This window comes from Echinicola pacifica DSM 19836, assembly GCF_000373245.1.
In the GTDB taxonomy this organism is placed as follows: domain Bacteria; phylum Bacteroidota; class Bacteroidia; order Cytophagales; family Cyclobacteriaceae; genus Echinicola; species Echinicola pacifica.
This window is the reverse complement of the sequence record NZ_KB890759.1, coordinates 103,215-120,848: the sequence shown is the minus strand read 5'-3', so window position 1 is coordinate 120,848 and position 17,634 is coordinate 103,215. Positions and strand designations below refer to the sequence as shown.

18 protein-coding genes are annotated in these 17,634 nt (G+C 42.1%); 9 read left to right on the top strand and 9 right to left on the bottom strand.

All coding sequences use genetic code 11. From position 1 onward, the window contains the following. Positions 1-200: 200 nt before the first annotated feature. The 6 genes from B050_RS0120945 (at position 201) to B050_RS0120915 (ending at position 5,906) form a co-directional block, all read left to right on the top strand. Complete coding sequence (locus B050_RS0120945; protein WP_018475924.1) at positions 201-806, top strand: DUF502 domain-containing protein; 606 nt, start codon at positions 201-203, stop codon at positions 804-806. Positions 807-1,029: 223 nt separating this feature from the next. After that, a complete protein-coding gene (locus tag B050_RS0120940) occupies positions 1,030-1,977 on the top strand; it encodes an acetyl-CoA carboxylase carboxyltransferase subunit alpha (protein ID WP_018475923.1) in 948 nt (315 codons plus the stop codon). Positions 1,978-2,296: 319 nt separating this feature from the next. Beyond that, positions 2,297-3,139 carry an MBL fold metallo-hydrolase gene (locus B050_RS0120935; protein WP_018475922.1) on the top strand — a complete coding sequence of 281 codons (843 nt, stop codon included), beginning with the start codon at positions 2,297-2,299 and terminating at the stop codon, positions 3,137-3,139. After that, positions 3,129-3,917, top strand: a complete 789-nt coding sequence (locus tag B050_RS0120930; RefSeq protein ID WP_018475921.1) for a patatin-like phospholipase family protein — start codon at positions 3,129-3,131, stop codon at positions 3,915-3,917. Before B050_RS0120935 ends, B050_RS0120930 begins: the two co-directional genes overlap by 11 nt. A gap of 11 nt (positions 3,918-3,928) precedes the next feature. Then, positions 3,929-4,489, top strand: a complete 561-nt coding sequence (locus B050_RS0120925) for a 1-acyl-sn-glycerol-3-phosphate acyltransferase (RefSeq protein ID WP_026236068.1) — start codon at positions 3,929-3,931, stop codon at positions 4,487-4,489. A 475-nt stretch (positions 4,490-4,964) separates the two neighbouring features. Beyond that, positions 4,965-5,906 carry a YihY/virulence factor BrkB family protein gene (locus B050_RS0120915; protein WP_018475918.1) on the top strand — a complete coding sequence of 314 codons (942 nt, stop codon included), beginning with the start codon at positions 4,965-4,967 and terminating at the stop codon, positions 5,904-5,906. Here B050_RS0120915 and B050_RS0120910 read toward each other — a convergent pair. From B050_RS0120910 to B050_RS0120890, 4 genes are all read right to left on the bottom strand, one after another. Next, on the bottom strand, positions 5,896-6,663 hold the full coding sequence (locus B050_RS0120910; protein WP_018475917.1) for an SDR family NAD(P)-dependent oxidoreductase: 768 nt from the start codon (positions 6,661-6,663) through the stop codon (positions 5,896-5,898). The two genes, B050_RS0120915 and B050_RS0120910, sit on opposite strands and share 11 nt — an antisense overlap. A gap of 308 nt (positions 6,664-6,971) precedes the next feature. Continuing rightward, a complete protein-coding gene (locus tag B050_RS0120905) occupies positions 6,972-7,673 on the bottom strand; it encodes a TetR/AcrR family transcriptional regulator (protein ID WP_018475916.1) in 702 nt (233 codons plus the stop codon). 262 nt (positions 7,674-7,935) lie between these two features. After that, on the bottom strand, positions 7,936-9,234 hold the full coding sequence (gene tyrS / locus B050_RS0120895; protein ID WP_018475914.1) for a tyrosine--tRNA ligase: 1,299 nt from the start codon (positions 9,232-9,234) through the stop codon (positions 7,936-7,938). Between the two features lie 176 nt (positions 9,235-9,410). Further along, positions 9,411-10,319 (bottom strand): TolB-like translocation protein, encoded by a 909-nt coding sequence (locus B050_RS0120890; RefSeq protein ID WP_229802461.1) that lies wholly within the window; start codon positions 10,317-10,319, stop codon positions 9,411-9,413. Positions 10,320-10,812: 493 nt separating this feature from the next. On the opposite strand from B050_RS0120890, the gene B050_RS23325 reads away from it, so the two are divergent. Genes B050_RS23325 through B050_RS0120875 form a run of 3 tightly spaced genes read left to right on the top strand, consistent with a single transcriptional unit; the run spans position 10,813 to position 12,449 of the window. After that, on the top strand, positions 10,813-11,121 hold the full coding sequence (locus tag B050_RS23325) for a DUF2752 domain-containing protein (RefSeq protein WP_018475912.1): 309 nt from the start codon (positions 10,813-10,815) through the stop codon (positions 11,119-11,121). After that, positions 11,114-11,488, top strand: a complete 375-nt coding sequence (locus B050_RS0120880; protein WP_018475911.1) for a TM2 domain-containing protein — start codon at positions 11,114-11,116, stop codon at positions 11,486-11,488. Before B050_RS23325 ends, B050_RS0120880 begins: the two co-directional genes overlap by 8 nt. A 13-nt stretch (positions 11,489-11,501) precedes the next feature. After that, positions 11,502-12,449 (top strand): DUF4097 family beta strand repeat-containing protein, encoded by a 948-nt coding sequence (locus B050_RS0120875; RefSeq protein WP_018475910.1) that lies wholly within the window; start codon positions 11,502-11,504, stop codon positions 12,447-12,449. Positions 12,450-12,572: 123 nt separating this feature from the next. Here the strand turns inward: B050_RS0120875 and B050_RS0120870 are convergent, their stop codons facing one another. From B050_RS0120870 to B050_RS0120850, 5 genes are all read right to left on the bottom strand, one after another. Continuing rightward, the gene (locus tag B050_RS0120870) at positions 12,573-14,057 is read right to left on the bottom strand and encodes a M28 family peptidase (protein ID WP_018475909.1); all 1,485 of its coding nucleotides are present in this window, start codon (positions 14,055-14,057) and stop codon (positions 12,573-12,575) included. 59 nt (positions 14,058-14,116) lie between these two features. Continuing rightward, a complete protein-coding gene (locus tag B050_RS0120865; protein ID WP_026236066.1) occupies positions 14,117-14,854 on the bottom strand; it encodes a pseudouridine synthase in 738 nt (245 codons plus the stop codon). 73 nt (positions 14,855-14,927) lie between these two features. Next, positions 14,928-16,076 (bottom strand): Gfo/Idh/MocA family protein, encoded by a 1,149-nt coding sequence (locus B050_RS0120860; protein WP_018475907.1) that lies wholly within the window; start codon positions 16,074-16,076, stop codon positions 14,928-14,930. A 453-nt stretch (positions 16,077-16,529) separates the two neighbouring features. Then, a complete protein-coding gene (locus B050_RS0120855; protein ID WP_018475906.1) occupies positions 16,530-16,877 on the bottom strand; it encodes a hypothetical protein in 348 nt (115 codons plus the stop codon). A 138-nt stretch (positions 16,878-17,015) separates the two neighbouring features. Further along, positions 17,016-17,624, bottom strand: coding sequence for a hypothetical protein (locus tag B050_RS0120850; protein ID WP_018475905.1), 609 nt, complete (start codon positions 17,622-17,624; stop codon positions 17,016-17,018). Positions 17,625-17,634: the final 10 nt, after the last annotated feature.

Here is a 17,634-nt window from a genome sequence, read left to right as displayed (position 1 = left end):
TGAGAATCAATTTGGAGTTGGAGGTATTTGCCCTTCGTTCTCACCTCATTCATCCCTATCTATAGCATGGGACAGGAACTAGCGTTACGCACAAGATGGTGATTGATATAGGATTGGCCCTGCTAATTATATTTGTAAAAAGCCTATAATGGCAAATATACTTTTGAGTATATTAGTGATTCAAACTGAAAATAAATCTTATGAAAGTATTTTTAAATTTTGTCAACAAGACGCTCAAAGGAGGCTTGTTTTTTATTCTGCCTCTGATGTTATCCATCGTATTGTTGGAGAAGGTGCTTCATATCATTCAACCAGTGGCCTATAAAAGCTCGCATTGGCTGCATCCTGATCAGGAGAAGGTTCTTGATTTCAGCTATGTTTTGGCAGTGGTGATACTGGTGGTAGTATGTTTTTTTATGGGGCTGGTGGCGTCCTCGGCGATTGGGGCGGGCATGATTGCATGGATTGAAAATAATATTCTGACGATGTTTCCTGCTTATCGACTGATGAAAAGCACCTTTCAGTCCGCTGCAGGCATAAGAGATGGCGATCATCTTCCGGTGGTTTTGGTGCCTATGGATGGCTTAGTGCTTGGCTTTTTGGTGGAGGAACTTCCTGATGGAGATAAATTGATTTTTGTCCCGGGCTCACCCGACCCTTGGTCAGGCAATTTGATCATCTATAAAGACAGTCAAGTTAAACACACCTCTCTGACTCAACCGGAGGCATTGAAGATCTTGAAGCAGACGGGGATAGGGGTAAAGGATAAGCTGCTGAGTGGAATATACCAAAATCAAGTGAAATGATCAGGTCTGACCTGATGTTTTTACGATTTTGAAAATAAACTACGATTTTTTCTTAAATATTGCAGGAATACTACCTAAATTCAACTTCTTGATATGTAAATAATTATCCAATAAAGTTGAAGAATTAGCCGTTGAACTGAGCTTGGATTTCGAAAGTCAGGTAGTCCAATCATTTTAGTTCGGGATAATATTTTTATCTTTGTCTAGAAATAAAATTTAAGGTATGGTCTTAGAATTTGAAAAGCCAATTGCTGACTTAGAGCTTAAGCTTCAAGAAATGAAGGATTTGGCAAAAGGCAAGGATATTGATTTGTCTGGCGACATCAACTCATTGGAAGAAAAAATACAAACTTTGAAAAAAGAGACATTCCAGAATCTAACCAGATGGCAACGTGTCCAATTGTCCCGGCATGCAGATCGTCCTTATGCTTTGGATTATATCTATGAAATCACCAACGATTTTATAGAAATCCATGGTGATAGGACTGTGAAGGATGATAAGGCCATGATAGGTGGCTTGGGAGATCTTGATGGACGTAGCGTAATGTTCATTGGCCAGCAGAAAGGTAGAAATACCAAACAAAGGCAAGAGCGTAATTTTGGGATGGCCAATCCGGAAGGCTACCGAAAGGCTCTGCGTCTGATGAAGATGGCCGAGAAATTCGGTAAACCTATCGTAACTTTGATCGATACTCCTGGTGCTTTTCCAGGACTCGAAGCAGAGGAACGTGGTCAAGGTGAGGCAATCGCCCGAAATATCCGAGATATGTTCATGCTGAAGGTTCCGATCATCTGCATTATCATTGGTGAAGGTGCCTCTGGTGGAGCTTTAGGAATAGCCATCGGTGATCGAGTAATGATGCTTGAGAATGCCTGGTATTCAGTGATTTCTCCAGAAAACTGCTCCACTATCCTTTGGAGAAGTTGGGATTATAAGGAACAAGCCGCTGAAGCCCTGAAGCTTACCGCTTCCGATATGCTCCAAAATAAATTGGTCGATGCCATCATTCCGGAACCACTCGGTGGGGCTCATAAGAACCTACAAGGAATGGCGGCTACCTTGAAATCAACCATCCTGGAAGCACTCAAGGAACTGGATAAAATGAAGGTCGATAAGAGAATAGAAGCTAGAATAGACAAATTCTCAAAAATGGGCGTTGTAAACGAATAGATATTATCCATAAGTTATATATCAAAAAGCCTCCTTCTATCAAAGGGAGGCTTTTTTAGTGTATAGGGTAAAGATAATTGGGTAATCTAGAAGTATCTAGAAAGCAAGCCCTACTTTGGGTGAGTTTCTATGCAAAGTGTAGCATTGTTTTTTCCGGGAAATAGGTAGGGCTCGAGCGTTTTGACTTTATTACCTTCTTGATCAATCGGAGCCGGGTAAACCATTGCACTTTATTAGGATAAAGAATCCATGGTCAAACGAGATGGAATTTGTATTTTGATAGCCATTCAGTATGGACAAAAAATAATATAATATAACCATGCAATTACATGTAATTGATACAGGCTATTTCAAACTTGATGGAGGGGCGATGTTTGGAGTGGTACCGAAGGCCTTATGGCAACGAACCAATCCTGCGGATGAAAATAACCTCTGCACTTGGGCCATGCGCTGCTTACTGGTCGAGTCTGGCGATCGTTTAATATTGATTGATAACGGCATCGGCGATAAGCAGAGCGAAAAGTTTTTTAGCCATTATTACCTTCATGGGGATAGCAACCTGCGGTCCTCCCTCCATAAGGCCGGTTTTGATGAAGGGGAGGTGACGGATAATTTTCTTACTCACCTACATTTTGACCATTGCGGTGGAGGGGTGAAATATAAAGAAGGAGGTACTGTACCAGAAATGGTCTTTGGGAATGCAAAGTATTGGAGCAATAAAGCGCATTGGACATGGGCTACTGAACCTAACGATAGGGAAAAAGCCTCGTTTTTGACTGAGAATTTATTGCCAATGCAGCAGAGTGGACAGCTGCATTTTCTCGAAGCAGAAGCAGGTCAGTTTATAGATGATTTCTCCTATATTACCGTGGATGGCCATACGGATAAACAAATGCTTCCCAAATTGTCCTACAAGGGTCATACGGTAGTTTTTGTGGCGGACCTATTGCCCTCAGTTGGTCATATTCCTCTTCCCTATATAATGGGATATGACACCAGGCCGCTGTTGACCCTAAAGGAGAAGGAGGCATTTTTGAGAGAAGCGGCAGAGCAAAAATATATTTTATTTCTAGAACATGATCCAAATAATGAATGCTGCACAGTAAAAATGACTGAAAAGGGTGTACGTTTGGATCAAACATTCAAGTTAAGTGAACTCTGAACATAGCATTGGTATTGCGCTTTCTGGCGGTGGAGTCCGTGGAATTGCGCATTTAGGGGTCTTAAAGGCCCTGGAAGAAATTGGTATTAAGCCCGGTAGGGTAAGTGGTACCAGCGCTGGAGCCATTGTAGGGGCACTTTACTGCCAAGGATTAAGTCCAGATGAGATCTTTGATATCATCCAAAGAACCAAATATTTCAAATTTCTAAGGCCCGCCATCAGCTGGACTGGAATACTGAAAATGGATATTTTGGAGGAGTTATTTAAGCTGTATTTGCCAGAAAACACCTTCGAAAGCCTTAAAATCCCCCTTACTATTACTGCCACTGAACTCAGTAGAGGCAAGGTGGTGTATTTTAGTCGTGGGGAATTGATTAAGCCACTGATGGCTTCCTGCTGCATACCGGGGATGTTTGATCCCATTCTGATTGAAGGAAAATATTATATTGATGGAGGAGCCTTGAATAATTTGCCTGTCGAACCCTTGGAAGGGCGATGCGTGGACCTCATAGGTGTCAACTGCAATCACCTCCAGGAGGTTCATACCGTGGGGAATATGAAGGCTTTGATAGAGCGTACTGTGATCATGGCCATGAATTATAATGTTTATTCAAGAAAGAATAAATGTGATTTTTTTATTGAGCCGCAGGGATTAGCGCGTTATGGAGTGTTTGATATCAAAAAGGCAAAGGATATCTTTGTTGCCGGATATGAATCGGCCCAGCGATTTATAAGTTATAACGATGGATTAGCAAAACTGGGAAGCCAATCCAAATAATAGTGAATGTGATGATGAAATTATTAGCCCGATTTGTCTTTTGGATTACTGGATGGAAGGTCGCAGGATCGTTTCCAGCAGGCCTCAAAAAGGCAGTGATGATCGCAATACCTCATACTAGCAATTGGGATCTGCTATACGCCAGGGCTGCTTTTTATATTATGGAAGTGCCAGTAAGATTTACCATCAAAAAAGAAGTGATGGTCGGGCCATTGGGCTGGCTGATTAAGGGCCTGGGAGGCATGGCCATTGACCGTAAAAGGATGGCTGGCCGTAGCAAACAGACCTATACAGAAGCCATGATTGACCTATTGCAGAAGAGCGATGAAATGGTAATGATGGTCACCCCAGAGGGAACGAGAAGTTATGCCAAACGATGGAAGTCTGGTTTCTATCATGTAGCTCTTGGAGCTGAAGTGCCTATCGTTATCGGGTTTTTAGATTATAAGAATAAAAGAGCTGGGGTGGGACCTGTAATTTATCCAAATGGAAATATGGATGAGCAGATAGAAGAAATGAAAGCCTTTGGCCGTACGGTGGAAGGAAAGTACCCCGATCAGGGAATCCGGTAATCGGTAGGACCAAAGCTTTAGCCGCCCCATGCTAAGCTTGTAGTATTATCATGAAAGGGCTCCAATGCTTAGGGTTAGGGGATGTTTTGCTTAAAATTGAATTTTATATTGACTCGAGCCAAATGATTTTAGCCATGCAGCCAAATTATTTGACCGGGTACATTTTGATAATAATGAGTAAAAACGATCTCAAAGGCAAACATTTCTCTGGAGAGGTGTAAGAATAATACGGTGGGATCTTTTTTAAAGATTATCACCTTTTATTAGAGTAGGCAAAAGCTAAAACGAAGAAGAATCCTCTGTTTTTAATATACTACTTTTAGGCAAATAAGTGGGGAAGGGGATGGCTGATGAATTGAGTTTATAGGATGCCTGTCCTTGCCATTTTGATAATTTGTTTAATTTTTAAGTAATTTCATATTTCTAAAATCGTAAGGCATACAATTTGTTCTATCGGTAGAAAATCTGTCCTGTTATGATGAAAAAGCTAAAAAATCTCACCATTTTTAATATTTTGAAAGATAGTGTCATGGCATTCGGCAAAAGCGATTCCATGACATATGCGGCCAGTATAGCATTTTACACCTTATTTAGTATGCCAGCTTTGCTGGTTATTTTATTAAATATCGGGGCTACATTCTACAATAAAGGAGCGGTGCGAGAAGAGCTTCTAGCTCAGATTTCCAATTTGAGTGGAATGGAAACTGCCGAGATGCTGGATGAGATTATTTATAATGCTTCCTTTGATGCGGATGGATTTGTGGCTAAGGCTATTGCCATCGGGGTGTTGATTTTCAGTGCAACGACCGTCTTTGTGAGTTTGCAGAATAGCATCAACCATATCTGGCATATCAAGCCTAAGCCTGAAAAGGGCATAATAAAATTCATAGTAAACCGTCTATTAAGCTTTTCGATGGTTGGAAGTATTGGCTTTGTACTTTTGGTATCGCTGGTCATTGATGCTTTAATTGTGGTGTTTTTCAATCAGCTCAGCATGCTGGTGGAAGGATTATCCTCCTTTTTGGCAGCTGTTACCAATTTCGTGTTGACGCAAGCCTTGATGGTGTTGATCTTTGGACTGATGTATAAGATTCTGCCTGACGCCAAGGTGAAGTGGCGCTCCGTATGGTTTGGGGCCATTAGTACCATGGTGCTTTTCGCATTGGGTAAATACCTCATCGGCTTCTATTTGGGCAATAGTGATATTGGGAGCGCTTATGGCGCAGCAGGCTCCTTGGTGATCTTCTTGGTGTGGGTTTATTATTCTGTCATTATATTCCTCTATGGGGCGCAGGTAACGTTTTATATAGCAGAAAATACAGGCAGGGGAATCCGGCCTGTAAAGCATGCTGTGAAAATAGAAGTGACCGAAATAGATGATACCGATATCCCTGACTCGCTGGATCCTAAGACGTAAAGCCGCCGTCCACAGTGAAGATACTTCCAGAGATATAACTGGCGGCTGGAGAGGCTAAGAAAAGGGCTAATGCGGCAACCTCTTCCGTTTTGGCTAGGCGCTTGATTGCTAAACGCTTCATGATTGTCTCCAAGTGTTGATCATTATTCCATAAAGCCTCGCTAAACTTGGTCTTCATCACCCCTGGACATATAGCGTTTACGCGTACCTTCTGATTTCCCCATTCCTTAGCAAAGACCTTCGTGAGGGAGTTTAATGCAGATTTACTTACACTATAGAGGCCTAGGAAGGGTTCTGGAGATAGGGCGCCTATCGAGCTTATATTTATAATAGAAGCATTAGAGGACTTCCTTAAATGGGGCAGGCAGAGTTTGGAGAGTTCGAAGGGGGCTTTGACATTCACCGCCATGATCTTATCAAATACCTCGAGACTAGCTTCATGAACCACTCCCAAAAAAGGATTTGTACCTGCGTTATTCACTAAAATATCGATCTGACCATAGGTCTCAATAGTTTTATCCACCAACATTGGTAATTCAGCCATATGACCTACATTGCAGACAAAGCCGGTAACCTCATAGCCTTTATCATTCAACCTGCTAGACACCTTATCCAATTTACCTTGATTTCTGCTACAAATAACAACTTTTGCTCCTGCGGCTGCTAAAAATTCGGCAATGCTCAAGCCTACTCCCTCCGATCCACCTGTAACTATTGCAACTTTATCATTTAATGAAAACAATGCTGACAAATCCATATCTTACTCTTTTCTTAGTGAAAAATCATATTGAATAAGATAACGATTTTACATAACTATTATTAGGTTTTTGGTATTATTTTTAATTGATTTTATATGAAGAAATAGGTGTCGAATAGGGCCTCAGTTCTTCTAAAAATGGGTTTCATTGATTTTTTGAGAGAGAGATTAGCTTAGGGGTTAAAAGTAGCCCTGATTTTATGTTTCGTGAATATTAATTCAGCAAAATAAGGATAAAATTAAACGTAAAAAAAAAGGGCAGAACGGTAATATTACCTGTTCTACCCCTGCTGTTTTTTTTGGATTTCTTAGAATAAAGACCCTTGGATAGCCTTTGGCCGCTGGGACTGGACAGTTCCCTTGAGCATATCATGGATTAATTTAATGAATCCGGTTTGCCAATTCTCCTGGCTTATCTTTACTTCCTTATTTTCATATTCTATCGGACCTCGCAGTCGCTCATAGCCAATCATCATGGACCATATGGTATAGAAGGTGATCTCTGGCTGCAAATCAGGCCTCATGCTGCCATCCCTGACTCCATGCGAGATGATCTGAATACCTAGCTTGGCAGGATCATGATGGATCTCTAATAGCTGCTTGAAATTAGGGCTTTCTAGGATCAAAGGATCCATTAATTTCCTTTTTTCTTCATTATTGTACTGATCCATAAGTCCCATAAAACTTAATATGGACTCATGGTACATTTTATTTTCTTCAGTGAAGCTAATGAAGTTTTGGATGAGCAAGGTCACCATATCCACGCCGGTTTTGCCTTTGGACTTCTGGACCTCCCGAAATAGCTCCTTTAGTTCCTCAAATGCTTTTTTGGTCACCGCCATGTATAGGTCTTCCTTATTCTTATAATAAAAATAAATCAAACCTTTACTCATCTTTGCTCGCTTAGCCACCTCATCCATCTTGGTGCTATAATAGCCCTTAATGGCAAAAAGCTGAATAGCCGCTGTAAGTATTTCTTTCTCTTTTTTCTGTCTTTCTAATGCTCCCATGGTTATAAAAAATTCTTGGATATTAAATGAGGGTTAAATTTATTGAACTTTATTTAAAAATGATAAGGATCGTTCTAAAAGTTTGCAAAAATATTGTTAAAATCACTTATGGAGGCCGTACAAAGCCTAAAATTGGTAAAAAATACGGATAACCATTATTCCAATACTTTGAATAATGAGCTAAAAAAACATCCATTGATCGTGCTAATTGACCAATGGATGCTCTGTTTACTTCCTACTTTTCTATCCATTTAGGACAGTATTAGGAGGCTATTTTGATAATGAAATAGTTCTTTTTTCCTTTTTGCACCAGCAAATATTTCTTCTGAAGCAGCTCAAGACTATCGCTAGTTTGATTGGGATCAGTGATTTTGGATTTGTTGATACTCACACCGCCACCTTGAATCAGTTTTCGGGCTTCGCCTTTGGAGGCAAAAATTACTCCCTGGCCCTTATCTCCCAAAAGGTCTAAGATCGTCTCAGTGGTCTTGTACTCCTCCTCGGAAAGCTCCACCTGAGGTACCCCATCGAATACCTGAAGGAATGTTCGCTCATCTAATGCAGCCAAATCTTCCGTGGAAGACTTTCCAAATAGGATAGAGGAGGCTTTTAAGGCCATTTGGTATTCTTCTTCAGAATGAACCATGATCGTGATTTCCCTTGCTATCTCTTTTTGCAATAAGCGCAGATGTGGTGCTTCAACATGTTCCTTCTCAAGGTTTTCTATCGTTTCTTGATCCAGAGTAGTGAAAATCCGAATGTATTTGCTAGCATCCTCATCGGATACATTAAGCCAGAACTGATAAAAATGGTAGGGAGAGGTCTTCTCAGGGGCAAGCCAAACACTTCCCCCCTCGGTTTTACCAAACTTCGTCCCATCAGCCTTAGTGATGAGGGGCACGGTCAGTGCAAAGGCACTTCCACCTTCTTTTCTACGGATTAGCTCAGTGCCCGTCACGATATTTCCCCACTGATCAGAGCCGCCGAGCTGCATGGTGCAGTTTTTATGCTTCCACAAATGATAGAAATCATAACCTTGGATCAGCTGGTAGGTAAACTCGGTAAAAGACAATCCATTACCCTCGTCTAGCCTGCGCTTTACGCTATCCTTGGACATCATATAATTTACAGTGATATGCTTACCCACATCTCTGATGAAGTCCAGGAAGGAGAACTGGGACATCCAATCATGGTTATTGACCAGCTCTGCGGCATTGGCCTTTCCATCTTCGAATTGGAGGAATTTGCCTAGCTGATTTTTGATTCCATTGATATTTTTATCAAGGGTTTCTTTATCTAGCAAGTTACGCTCAGCAGACTTGAAGGAGGGATCACCGATCATTCCTGTGGCACCACCGACCAAAGCGACCGGCTTATGGCCAGAGCGCTGGAAATGCAAAAGTGTCATAACCCCCACCAAATGGCCGATATGTAAAGAATCAGCCGTAGGGTCAAAGCCTAGATAGGCAGAAGTGACTCCCTTATTTAAATGTTCTTCTAAGTCAGGAGTCATATCTTGCACCATTCCTCGCCAGCGCAATTCTTCGATAAAGTTGTTCATTTTATATAATAGAAATTAAGTCCACATGAAAGCTGCAAATATAGCTTTCAGATTATAAATTCGGAAGTATGTCAGCACATCAGTAGCTGCTATTTCCTTAGTTTGCTGATACTAAGTAAGGTACAGTCCATCCTCTTCCTGCTGCTATAATAAAGCGCCAGGAGAGATGTTCCGGTTTATTTCCGCTCCATCACCAACACCAGACGATCCAATTTAGGACTGGCAGCTAATCGGCTGATTTTACCATAACCGGGCATACTTACCTTTGCGATTTTAGTCCATTCGGTCGTTTTATTGACTTTCTTGATATATAGATCCTGGCCTTGTGCCATTAATAGCGTGTTTTTGTCTAGCCAAATGAAATCATCCTCCTCACCCAAAGTGGTTCCATAGGTGCCCTCACTATTGTCCTTCAGGTCATAAAATTTGATCTGAAAGGTATTGATCCCATTTAAGCTAACACTTGTTTCCTTATCTATATAAGTGATTTGGCTGGTTTTCGGTCTCCTCTGGATAGATCGGCCCACATTGCTGGCGATGGGGATGATCTCCTCTCTGCTCTGTGGATAGATCAAGGTATTAGGCTCTCCGAGGACATACATAGCGGCCTTATTATCGTACCAATCGTAATATCCCACAGGCTCTATATCGTCATAGAGTAATTCTGGCTCACCAAAATTTATAGGATATAGCCAAAGTCGTTGGCTGCTGTCGGTCTCCACCGTCACTGCCGAGATGTATGTGCCACAGTCTGTGAGCCGAGGTGAAAATTCACTCAGATCCGGGGTTCTGGTCATATTAGTGAAATCATCCTTGTCAAAACTATAAAGGATAATATCATTATTGTTTTGATCATCCTGAGATGAAAAAACAACTTGCTTATTATTAATAAAAAAGGGCTGATTGTCATAGCCTTCCCGGTCTGTAAGCATTTTTGCCGAGCCTGGTACAATGGAATAATTTCCCATAAAACTTTTGGTGTCCATCACTACCAGGTCAAAGGAATCCTGAGCCTGCGTGGAAGGGCTGAGCATTATAAAAATTACCAAAGTTAATAAGTTAATCTTCATGACGTTTACTTTCATAGTGATACTCATTTTACCAAATATTCTTTTATTAAGATGCATTACACGCAATAGTATAAGTTGATTGCCTGTATTCTATCTTATATTAGACTCAAAATATTCTGATCAAAAAAGCTAAATATATTACCTTATTGACCCTAAAAAGCTAAATTACGAAACGAATGGGGATTGACTACTATTTTCACTTCATTATTGCCGCCTACGGACTTGAGAATGAAGGACTACCTAAGTGGGCCTGATGTTTTTCCCTAACAGAGTGCTAAAGCTTTTCGTGAAAACCACTTTAGAATCCTATATTGAGTAGGGGAGTTTAAGCCCATAAGCTACCCTTGCCAGGGGGATTTTGAGGGTTTAAGCGATCAGATTCAGTGAAACGTTCATTTTCGGACAAAAAAGTGAACGGTTATGAAGGAGGAAATTAGCTTGATCACCCCAAAATGAGTTTAAAGCATGATTTTAACTTATGGCATCTTTTTAGTAAGATTATCTTCAAATGGTAAATAATACTATAATAACAGGTATTCGTATTCCATGGGAATTGGTCTTCTGGATAGCGGTGATTCCGGCAATTTTGCTAATCTCACCACAGGAAGCAGCGCATTTTTCCTTATGTCCCTTATCTGCAGTGGGATGGGATTGGTGTCCGGGCTGCGGATTGGGGAGAGGAATGAAGCTGATCACCATGGGCCACTTTAAGGAAGCGATGATATTACATCCTTTGTCAGGCTTTGCCTGGTTGGTTATTATTCACCGTATTTATTCACTTTTAAAAAACTTTAAAACAAATTATACTTATGGCTAATGTACTGAAACATCTTCCTGAGTTGGAAGGAATGGAACTTGGATATATTCAAGGGATTCTCAAAAGTATGGATGAGGAGCAAGCGGGGCTCTTTGCACAGGTTTATCGAGCAAGAAGAAAAGACAATCAAATGGTGCTGATCCTCACTCTTCTTGGATTTTTTGGATTTGCGGGTTTACACCGTTTTGTCTTAGGACAGATAGGTCTGGGGATCTTGTATTTCTTTACCATCGGCCTATGTTTTATTGGTACCATAGTGGATCTGGTAAACTACAAAAGCCTAGCTTATGAGTACAATATAAAAGTGGCTCATGAGACTCTATCCATGATGTCAAATAGCTTCGGCTCAGAATCTGTCACTTCATAAAATATCTATTCCTATGCATGTATTCAAACTGTCCCAATTTGCGCTTGTTTTGACCCTTGCCTTGCTGCTTGGCGCCTGCGATTTGTCCCAAAAAAGTATGGTGGCTGACATTGACGAGGTATTTGAGGATATTACGGAGGTCGAGCTATATGGAGGGCCTTTAGAAATAAGTTATGAGGGTAGGGAAGGGTACACCGAGGTGGCACTAAACGCCTACCTTGAATCCACCAACGCCCAGGCGGTTGATATATATTACGAGAAAATCGGTAATAAATTAATCGTCAAATATGAACAAAGCAAGGGCGTAAGTGGCTGGGGTGGCGCTAATAGCGATGGTTTTATCAGTCTTATAGGACCTAAGGACATCAAGGTAAATATGGAAGGCGGCTCCGGCCAGGTCATGGTGCGCGGCATAGAACATGAAGAAGTCACTGTCGCGGCAGGCTCTGGCAAAGTGGACGTATCTGATCTTAAATGTGATAAAATTAACCTAAAGATCAGCTCTGGCAAGCTGGAAGCTTCGGATTTGGTAGGCAATGTGACTTGCAAATTATCCTCTGGCTACGCGGTGGTGGAAAATGTGATTGGGAATGTGGACGCAGTGGCCAGCAGTGGCAAGCTAACCATCCGCAAAGTCGATGGACTTGTCAATGCTAAAATCACTTCAGGCAAAATATCCCTGAATGAGATATCCCGATTAGGAAGTTTGATCGGTTCATCAGGATCGATAGATGGCCAGGAAGTAGGCCTCTGTGATGATACCAATATCAAGTTCTCCTCAGGATCTATTCACCTGAGCACCTCAGACAATCTCGATGACTATAATTTCCACCTGGCAGCCAGCAGTGGAAGCGTGAGAGTAGGAGATCAAAAATCAGGAAGTACACTTTCGATTAATCATAATTCGGATCAAACCGTGCGTGGCGTGGTAAGCTCCGGAACCATTACCATAAAAAACTAAACCAGAACAAATCTGAGCTCCTATCCTCTTTTCAGATACAGTCCTCAGGCGAATTGCCAACAATAAAAAAACCTCCTGCCAAAATTAGGGCAGGAGGTTTTTTTATTTCGTATAAGCTAGATCTTAATTCCCGTACAGTTCATTTCCCACTTCCTCATACTTGTCTCCAGGGGTCCATTTTGGCTTGGAGGGATCGTTGGCTATATTCTCTGCTGTCAGCAGATAGGCCTTCCAATATTTCATGGCATAGTCCAAATCAAAATTGTCCACCTGATCGGGTACTTGATGGTAATATTTCATCAGCTCCTCATCAAAGCCGGTAAATCCTAAGCTAAAAGTGGGAGCAGGAATTCCTTTTTTAGCAAAATTGACATTGTCTGAGCGGTCATATAAGCCCTGCTCTGGTGAGGGGTCACCATGCGTCTCCAAGCCATATGCTGTCACCGCCTCTTCTATCAGGTGATCTGCGGAGGTTCTTCCAAGGCCAATTACCGTAATTCTTGAGATATCATTATAACCTCCATTATCGATATTGAGGTTATAGATTACTTTATTTAATGGAATGAGTGGGTTTTCGGAATAGTAAGCCGACCCCAAAAGTCCTTTTTCTTCGGCAGTCCAAGCGCATAGAAGTATGGAGCGTTTTGGAGGGTTTTCAGCGAAGTATTTGGCGGCATTAATCAAGGCCACCGTCCCAACGGCATTGTCTCTGGCGCCATTATAGATCGAGTCTCCTTCAGCATTTGGCTTGCCGACTCCTATATGATCGTAATGTGCAGATAGCATCAGGTATTCATCTTTCAACTCAGGGTCTGTGCCTTCTATTAGGGCTATGACATTCTTACCGTCGATTTGCTTATTCACCTTGCCTAGAACCTCTATTTGGACCTTAGTTCCTGCCTGGTCGGCTGTTTTGATGAGCTCATTGTTGAGGTCTTTTACCCATATATAAGGGAGACCCGGGCTGGTTTCCTCGTTTTGACCTAGGGTCATCTGAGTTTTATTAAGGTATCCGATCAATAATGGCCAAGGAGGATTAGGAAGATTGTACATCTCCACTAGCCCCAATGCGCCATGTTCCGCAGCCAAAGCCAATTTATCACGGCCAGCAGCAAACAAGGCCGATGGGTTCATTTTCTCGGCTCCACCAACACGGACCACCACTATCTTTCCTTTTACATCGACCTGATCGAAATCCTCTTCGGTACCATAGCCTGCCACGACCAGCTCAAATTCCCCTTGAAGCGAAGCGCCATCTAATACTAGCATGTCTTGACCATGGGTCAGGGGCTCGGTGTCACCGATCACCATTGATCCGGATTTTGGGGGTGCAGATAATCTAAGAGGCACATGTTGGTAATATTCGTCAGCGCCTGAGACGGTCTGAGCGCCATATTGTCTGAATTGCTCGGCGATATACCGGGCGGCGATGTCTATTTCTGAGCGAGCAGCATCTCTTCCCATTAATTCGTCAGAGGCCAAAAATCTGAAATGACTAGTGGCTTCCTCCTTTTGGATGGACTGGTCGATTTCTGCTTTCTGCGCAAATAATACAAATGGGCAGGTCATCGCTGCCAATGCGGTGAGGTAGAGTGTTTTTCTGAGCATATATTGATTTGATAGTTATTTCCTGACCAAAATTAATAGATTAATTAGATAATTTGCGGTCAAATTGACTTTCCCTCCCCAATATGTATCCCTAATTCGCTTTCATTCCACCCAAATTCCCTGAATAGCTTTTCATAATACTGAGGTAAGGAAGCATGAACTTCAATGGGCTGCTGGGTATAAGGATGGGCAAATTTACAGTTCCAGGCATGCAATAGCATCTGGGGCCTGTCAAAGTGAGAGCGGAAGAATCTGTTCTGGCGATTGTCTCCATGGGTGGTATCGCCAATAATATAATTGCGCTCATGAGCCATATGGCGACGGATCTGGTGCATCCTTCCGGTATGGGGAAAAGCCCTAATCAGCGAATACCGGCTAGTTTGGTGCATGGGACTACTTTGAACGGGAATTTCCACCCTTGCCAGGCTTTTATAGGCCGTCTGGGCTTCCTGGAGTTCTTTGGTGAGATGTTTCTTTAGAGGATGATCCACTAGGGCTTCAGCGCTTTTGGTATAGCCTCTTACGATGGCCAGATAGTACTTTTCTATACTATGATTTACATAATGCAGCTGCATAGGGGCCACGGCTTCCCGGGATTTGGCAAACCATAATAGTCCAGAGGTAGGCCGGTCAATGCGGTGGACCGGGTGGACTTTTTGCCCTATTTGGTCCCGAAGTACCTGCAAGGCAAATACCACGGTTTCATCCTTGGCTAGACTGGATCTATGCACCATCATTCCTGCAGGCTTGTTGACAGCGATATAATGCTCGTCCTCGAAGAGAATTTCAAGTTCCATAGTTGAGGTATAAAAAAATGCCTTTCTGCTAGGTGAGAAAGGCATTTTGGATCAATAGTATAAGGCTGAGGAATTAAATTTTTACCCAGCTTTGGCTTTTATTACTTTCGATGATTCTTTCGCAGATCAATAGCTCCCTATAGCCATCCTCAAAAGTGGGGAAGCTTGGGTTTTCGGGCTGCTTGCCTTCTGCCACGGCCTGATATACTTCCTTAAACATTTGCTTAGAGGTATCCGGGAATCCTTCATTGTGCCCTCCAGGAAAGCTGATCAATCCCGCTGCTTCAGGAGTGAAGAGGGATGGATCTTTCATCAATTGCTGATTAGCAGATTCACGCTTACCAATCCACATTTCATTTGGCTTTTCTGAGCACCATTCAAAATTAGATTTGGAGCCTGCAATTTCGATATTCAGACGATTCTTCCGACCAGCATTTACCTGACTTACGGTCACGGAGCCTTTGTTGCCATTGTCAAAACGTAGCATTACTGTGGCGTGATCCTCAGTCGTGATAGGTACCTCAGCATAGTCCGATTCCTGAAGCATCTTGCCAGAATAGGTTTCTATTGGCTTGAGAGGCTTGAGACGGGTTTTGTGCACCGTGGAGAAATCAGCCATTACCTCAGTGATCTTCAGTCCAGTCACATATTCTGTGAGGTCAAGAAGGTGCGATCCGATATCCGCGATGGCTCTGCTGTCTCCTGACTTGTCTGGTTCTAATCTCCAGTTATAATCTGTATTGAGGTATAGCCAATCCTGAAGGTAAGAGCCCATAATGCTATAGACATCTCCGAGTTCGCCATTTTCGCGCATGGTCTTCATCTGGCGAACCATCGGATAATAACGAAGGTTGAAATGAACGGCATTCACCAAGCCTTTCTCCTTGGCTAATGCGACTAATTCCTCCGCTTCTTCGATTTTGGTAGCCAGAGGTTTTTCGCAAACCACATGCTTGCCAGCTTCCAGTGCCGCTTTAGACTGTGAATAATGCAAGAAATTTGGCGTGCAGATATGAACCACATCTATCTCCTCCTGCTTGAGCATCTCCTCAAAAGTGTATGCATTGGGGATGCCCAAAAGTTCCGCTTTGGCCTCCGCCAATTCTTGATTTACCTCACATAAGGCAATGACTTCTATATTGGGAATTCGACGTAATGCTTCCAAGTGAGCGGGGCCTATAAAGCCTGTTCCCACTATAGCCGCGTTAATCTTCTTTGTCATGATTATAGGGTTTCTATAGGTTTCTGGTAAAAATAGTTTGTGAATAAAGATAGACCTTGAAGATGGATTTTCAAATTTTCATTGCTACAATTAGATCAATTCAATCCGCAGCCAAAATCGATAAAGCTCGCTGTATTTCGGCCTAATGAAGAAGGAAAATTCTATTAACCTAATGACTTTAAGATACTTATTCTGAAAATGGCTTGTGTTTTTGGGTCGGAAATGTGATTTTTCATCCTATTAATTATCAAATATGGCCGAAGAATTGGGCAGCGTGGCTTAAGATTTCAGGGCTGTAAAAAGTAAAAATCACCAATAAGCCAAGACTAACCTAAGCCAAGAGCATTGGTCTCCGCTTCGGGCAAAGTGGAAATGCCATTGAGGCTTGATGAGAGTCCACCAGCTTCATAAGCGCATTGAGCGTATCACTATGCTAGAGCTGTGATGGGGAAATCATAATTCATCCATCCCTCGCTCTCCGAAATCCGGTCCGGTGAGCAAGAGGGTAGAAGTCTGCTGATCTATTTTAAATTCAAACCTTAAATTGTCCTTGTCGGTCTCATTAATATTCAGGCAGGCATTATAATAGGCTTTATTAAAACTAATTTTCAGGCTTCCTGAGTCCGAAAATTCCGTGATTTCAGGTTCTTCACCCAAGGCTCCATCGGCTTTGGTGTAGTGTGAAATTAAGATTTCTAATTCCCGCTTATGGGAAAGCAGGATTTGCGAAATGGCCTCCTGGTCCAGCTGACCGGAAGAGTGCTGATCGGGGTGAATAGGAAATTTCCAGGAATGTTGCATAGGGACTGTGGATAGAATTCCAAGTTAGGGAAAAATCAGGAATTAATTTGAAGCCAGTCAGCGGGAAATGTGGGTAAAAAAAAAGCAGCTAATCTCCAGAAGGAAAATAGCTGCTTCATATTATTGTTGTTGGTTGGATTACTTATCAGAAGGAATCAAGCCATCAGTTTTCATTTGCTCATACGATTTAATCGCAATATTCTTTATCGTTTTGTCCACAGAAGATGGATTCACGGTAGAGGAGATGCTAGACCAAAGCAGCTTAGTTTCACCTTTAAGGGAATAAAGGCTAGTTTCTACAACGTAGTTGATATCCTCAGAATAGTATCCTGGATCATAATATCCGCCGTAGCCAAATCCACCCCAATAGTAAGGGTGCATAGACCAGTAACCGTTATAGCTTCCTGGTACCCAGTTATTGGTTTTTGTTTTGTCCAATAATTTCATGACGATAATACCATCAAAACCCGCATCCTTAAGGATTTTATTACTTTGGGTAGTATCAGTGGCAGAAGTGGCATTCATCAACACGGAGTAGGAAGGGTGGATTTTGCCATTTAAGCTGGATACTTCATCCTCAGCGATTCTTCTGCTAGCTTCTGAGTTGCTCAGTACAGCTACCATTACTTTAGAAAGTTTCACTTCATCAGGCTGAACGTCAGGGCTTTTCCATGAGCTCAGGATGGAAGTCGAAGAAGAACAGCCATAAGCTGCGATCAAGACAACGAATAATAATTTCTTTAACATAAAATAATAG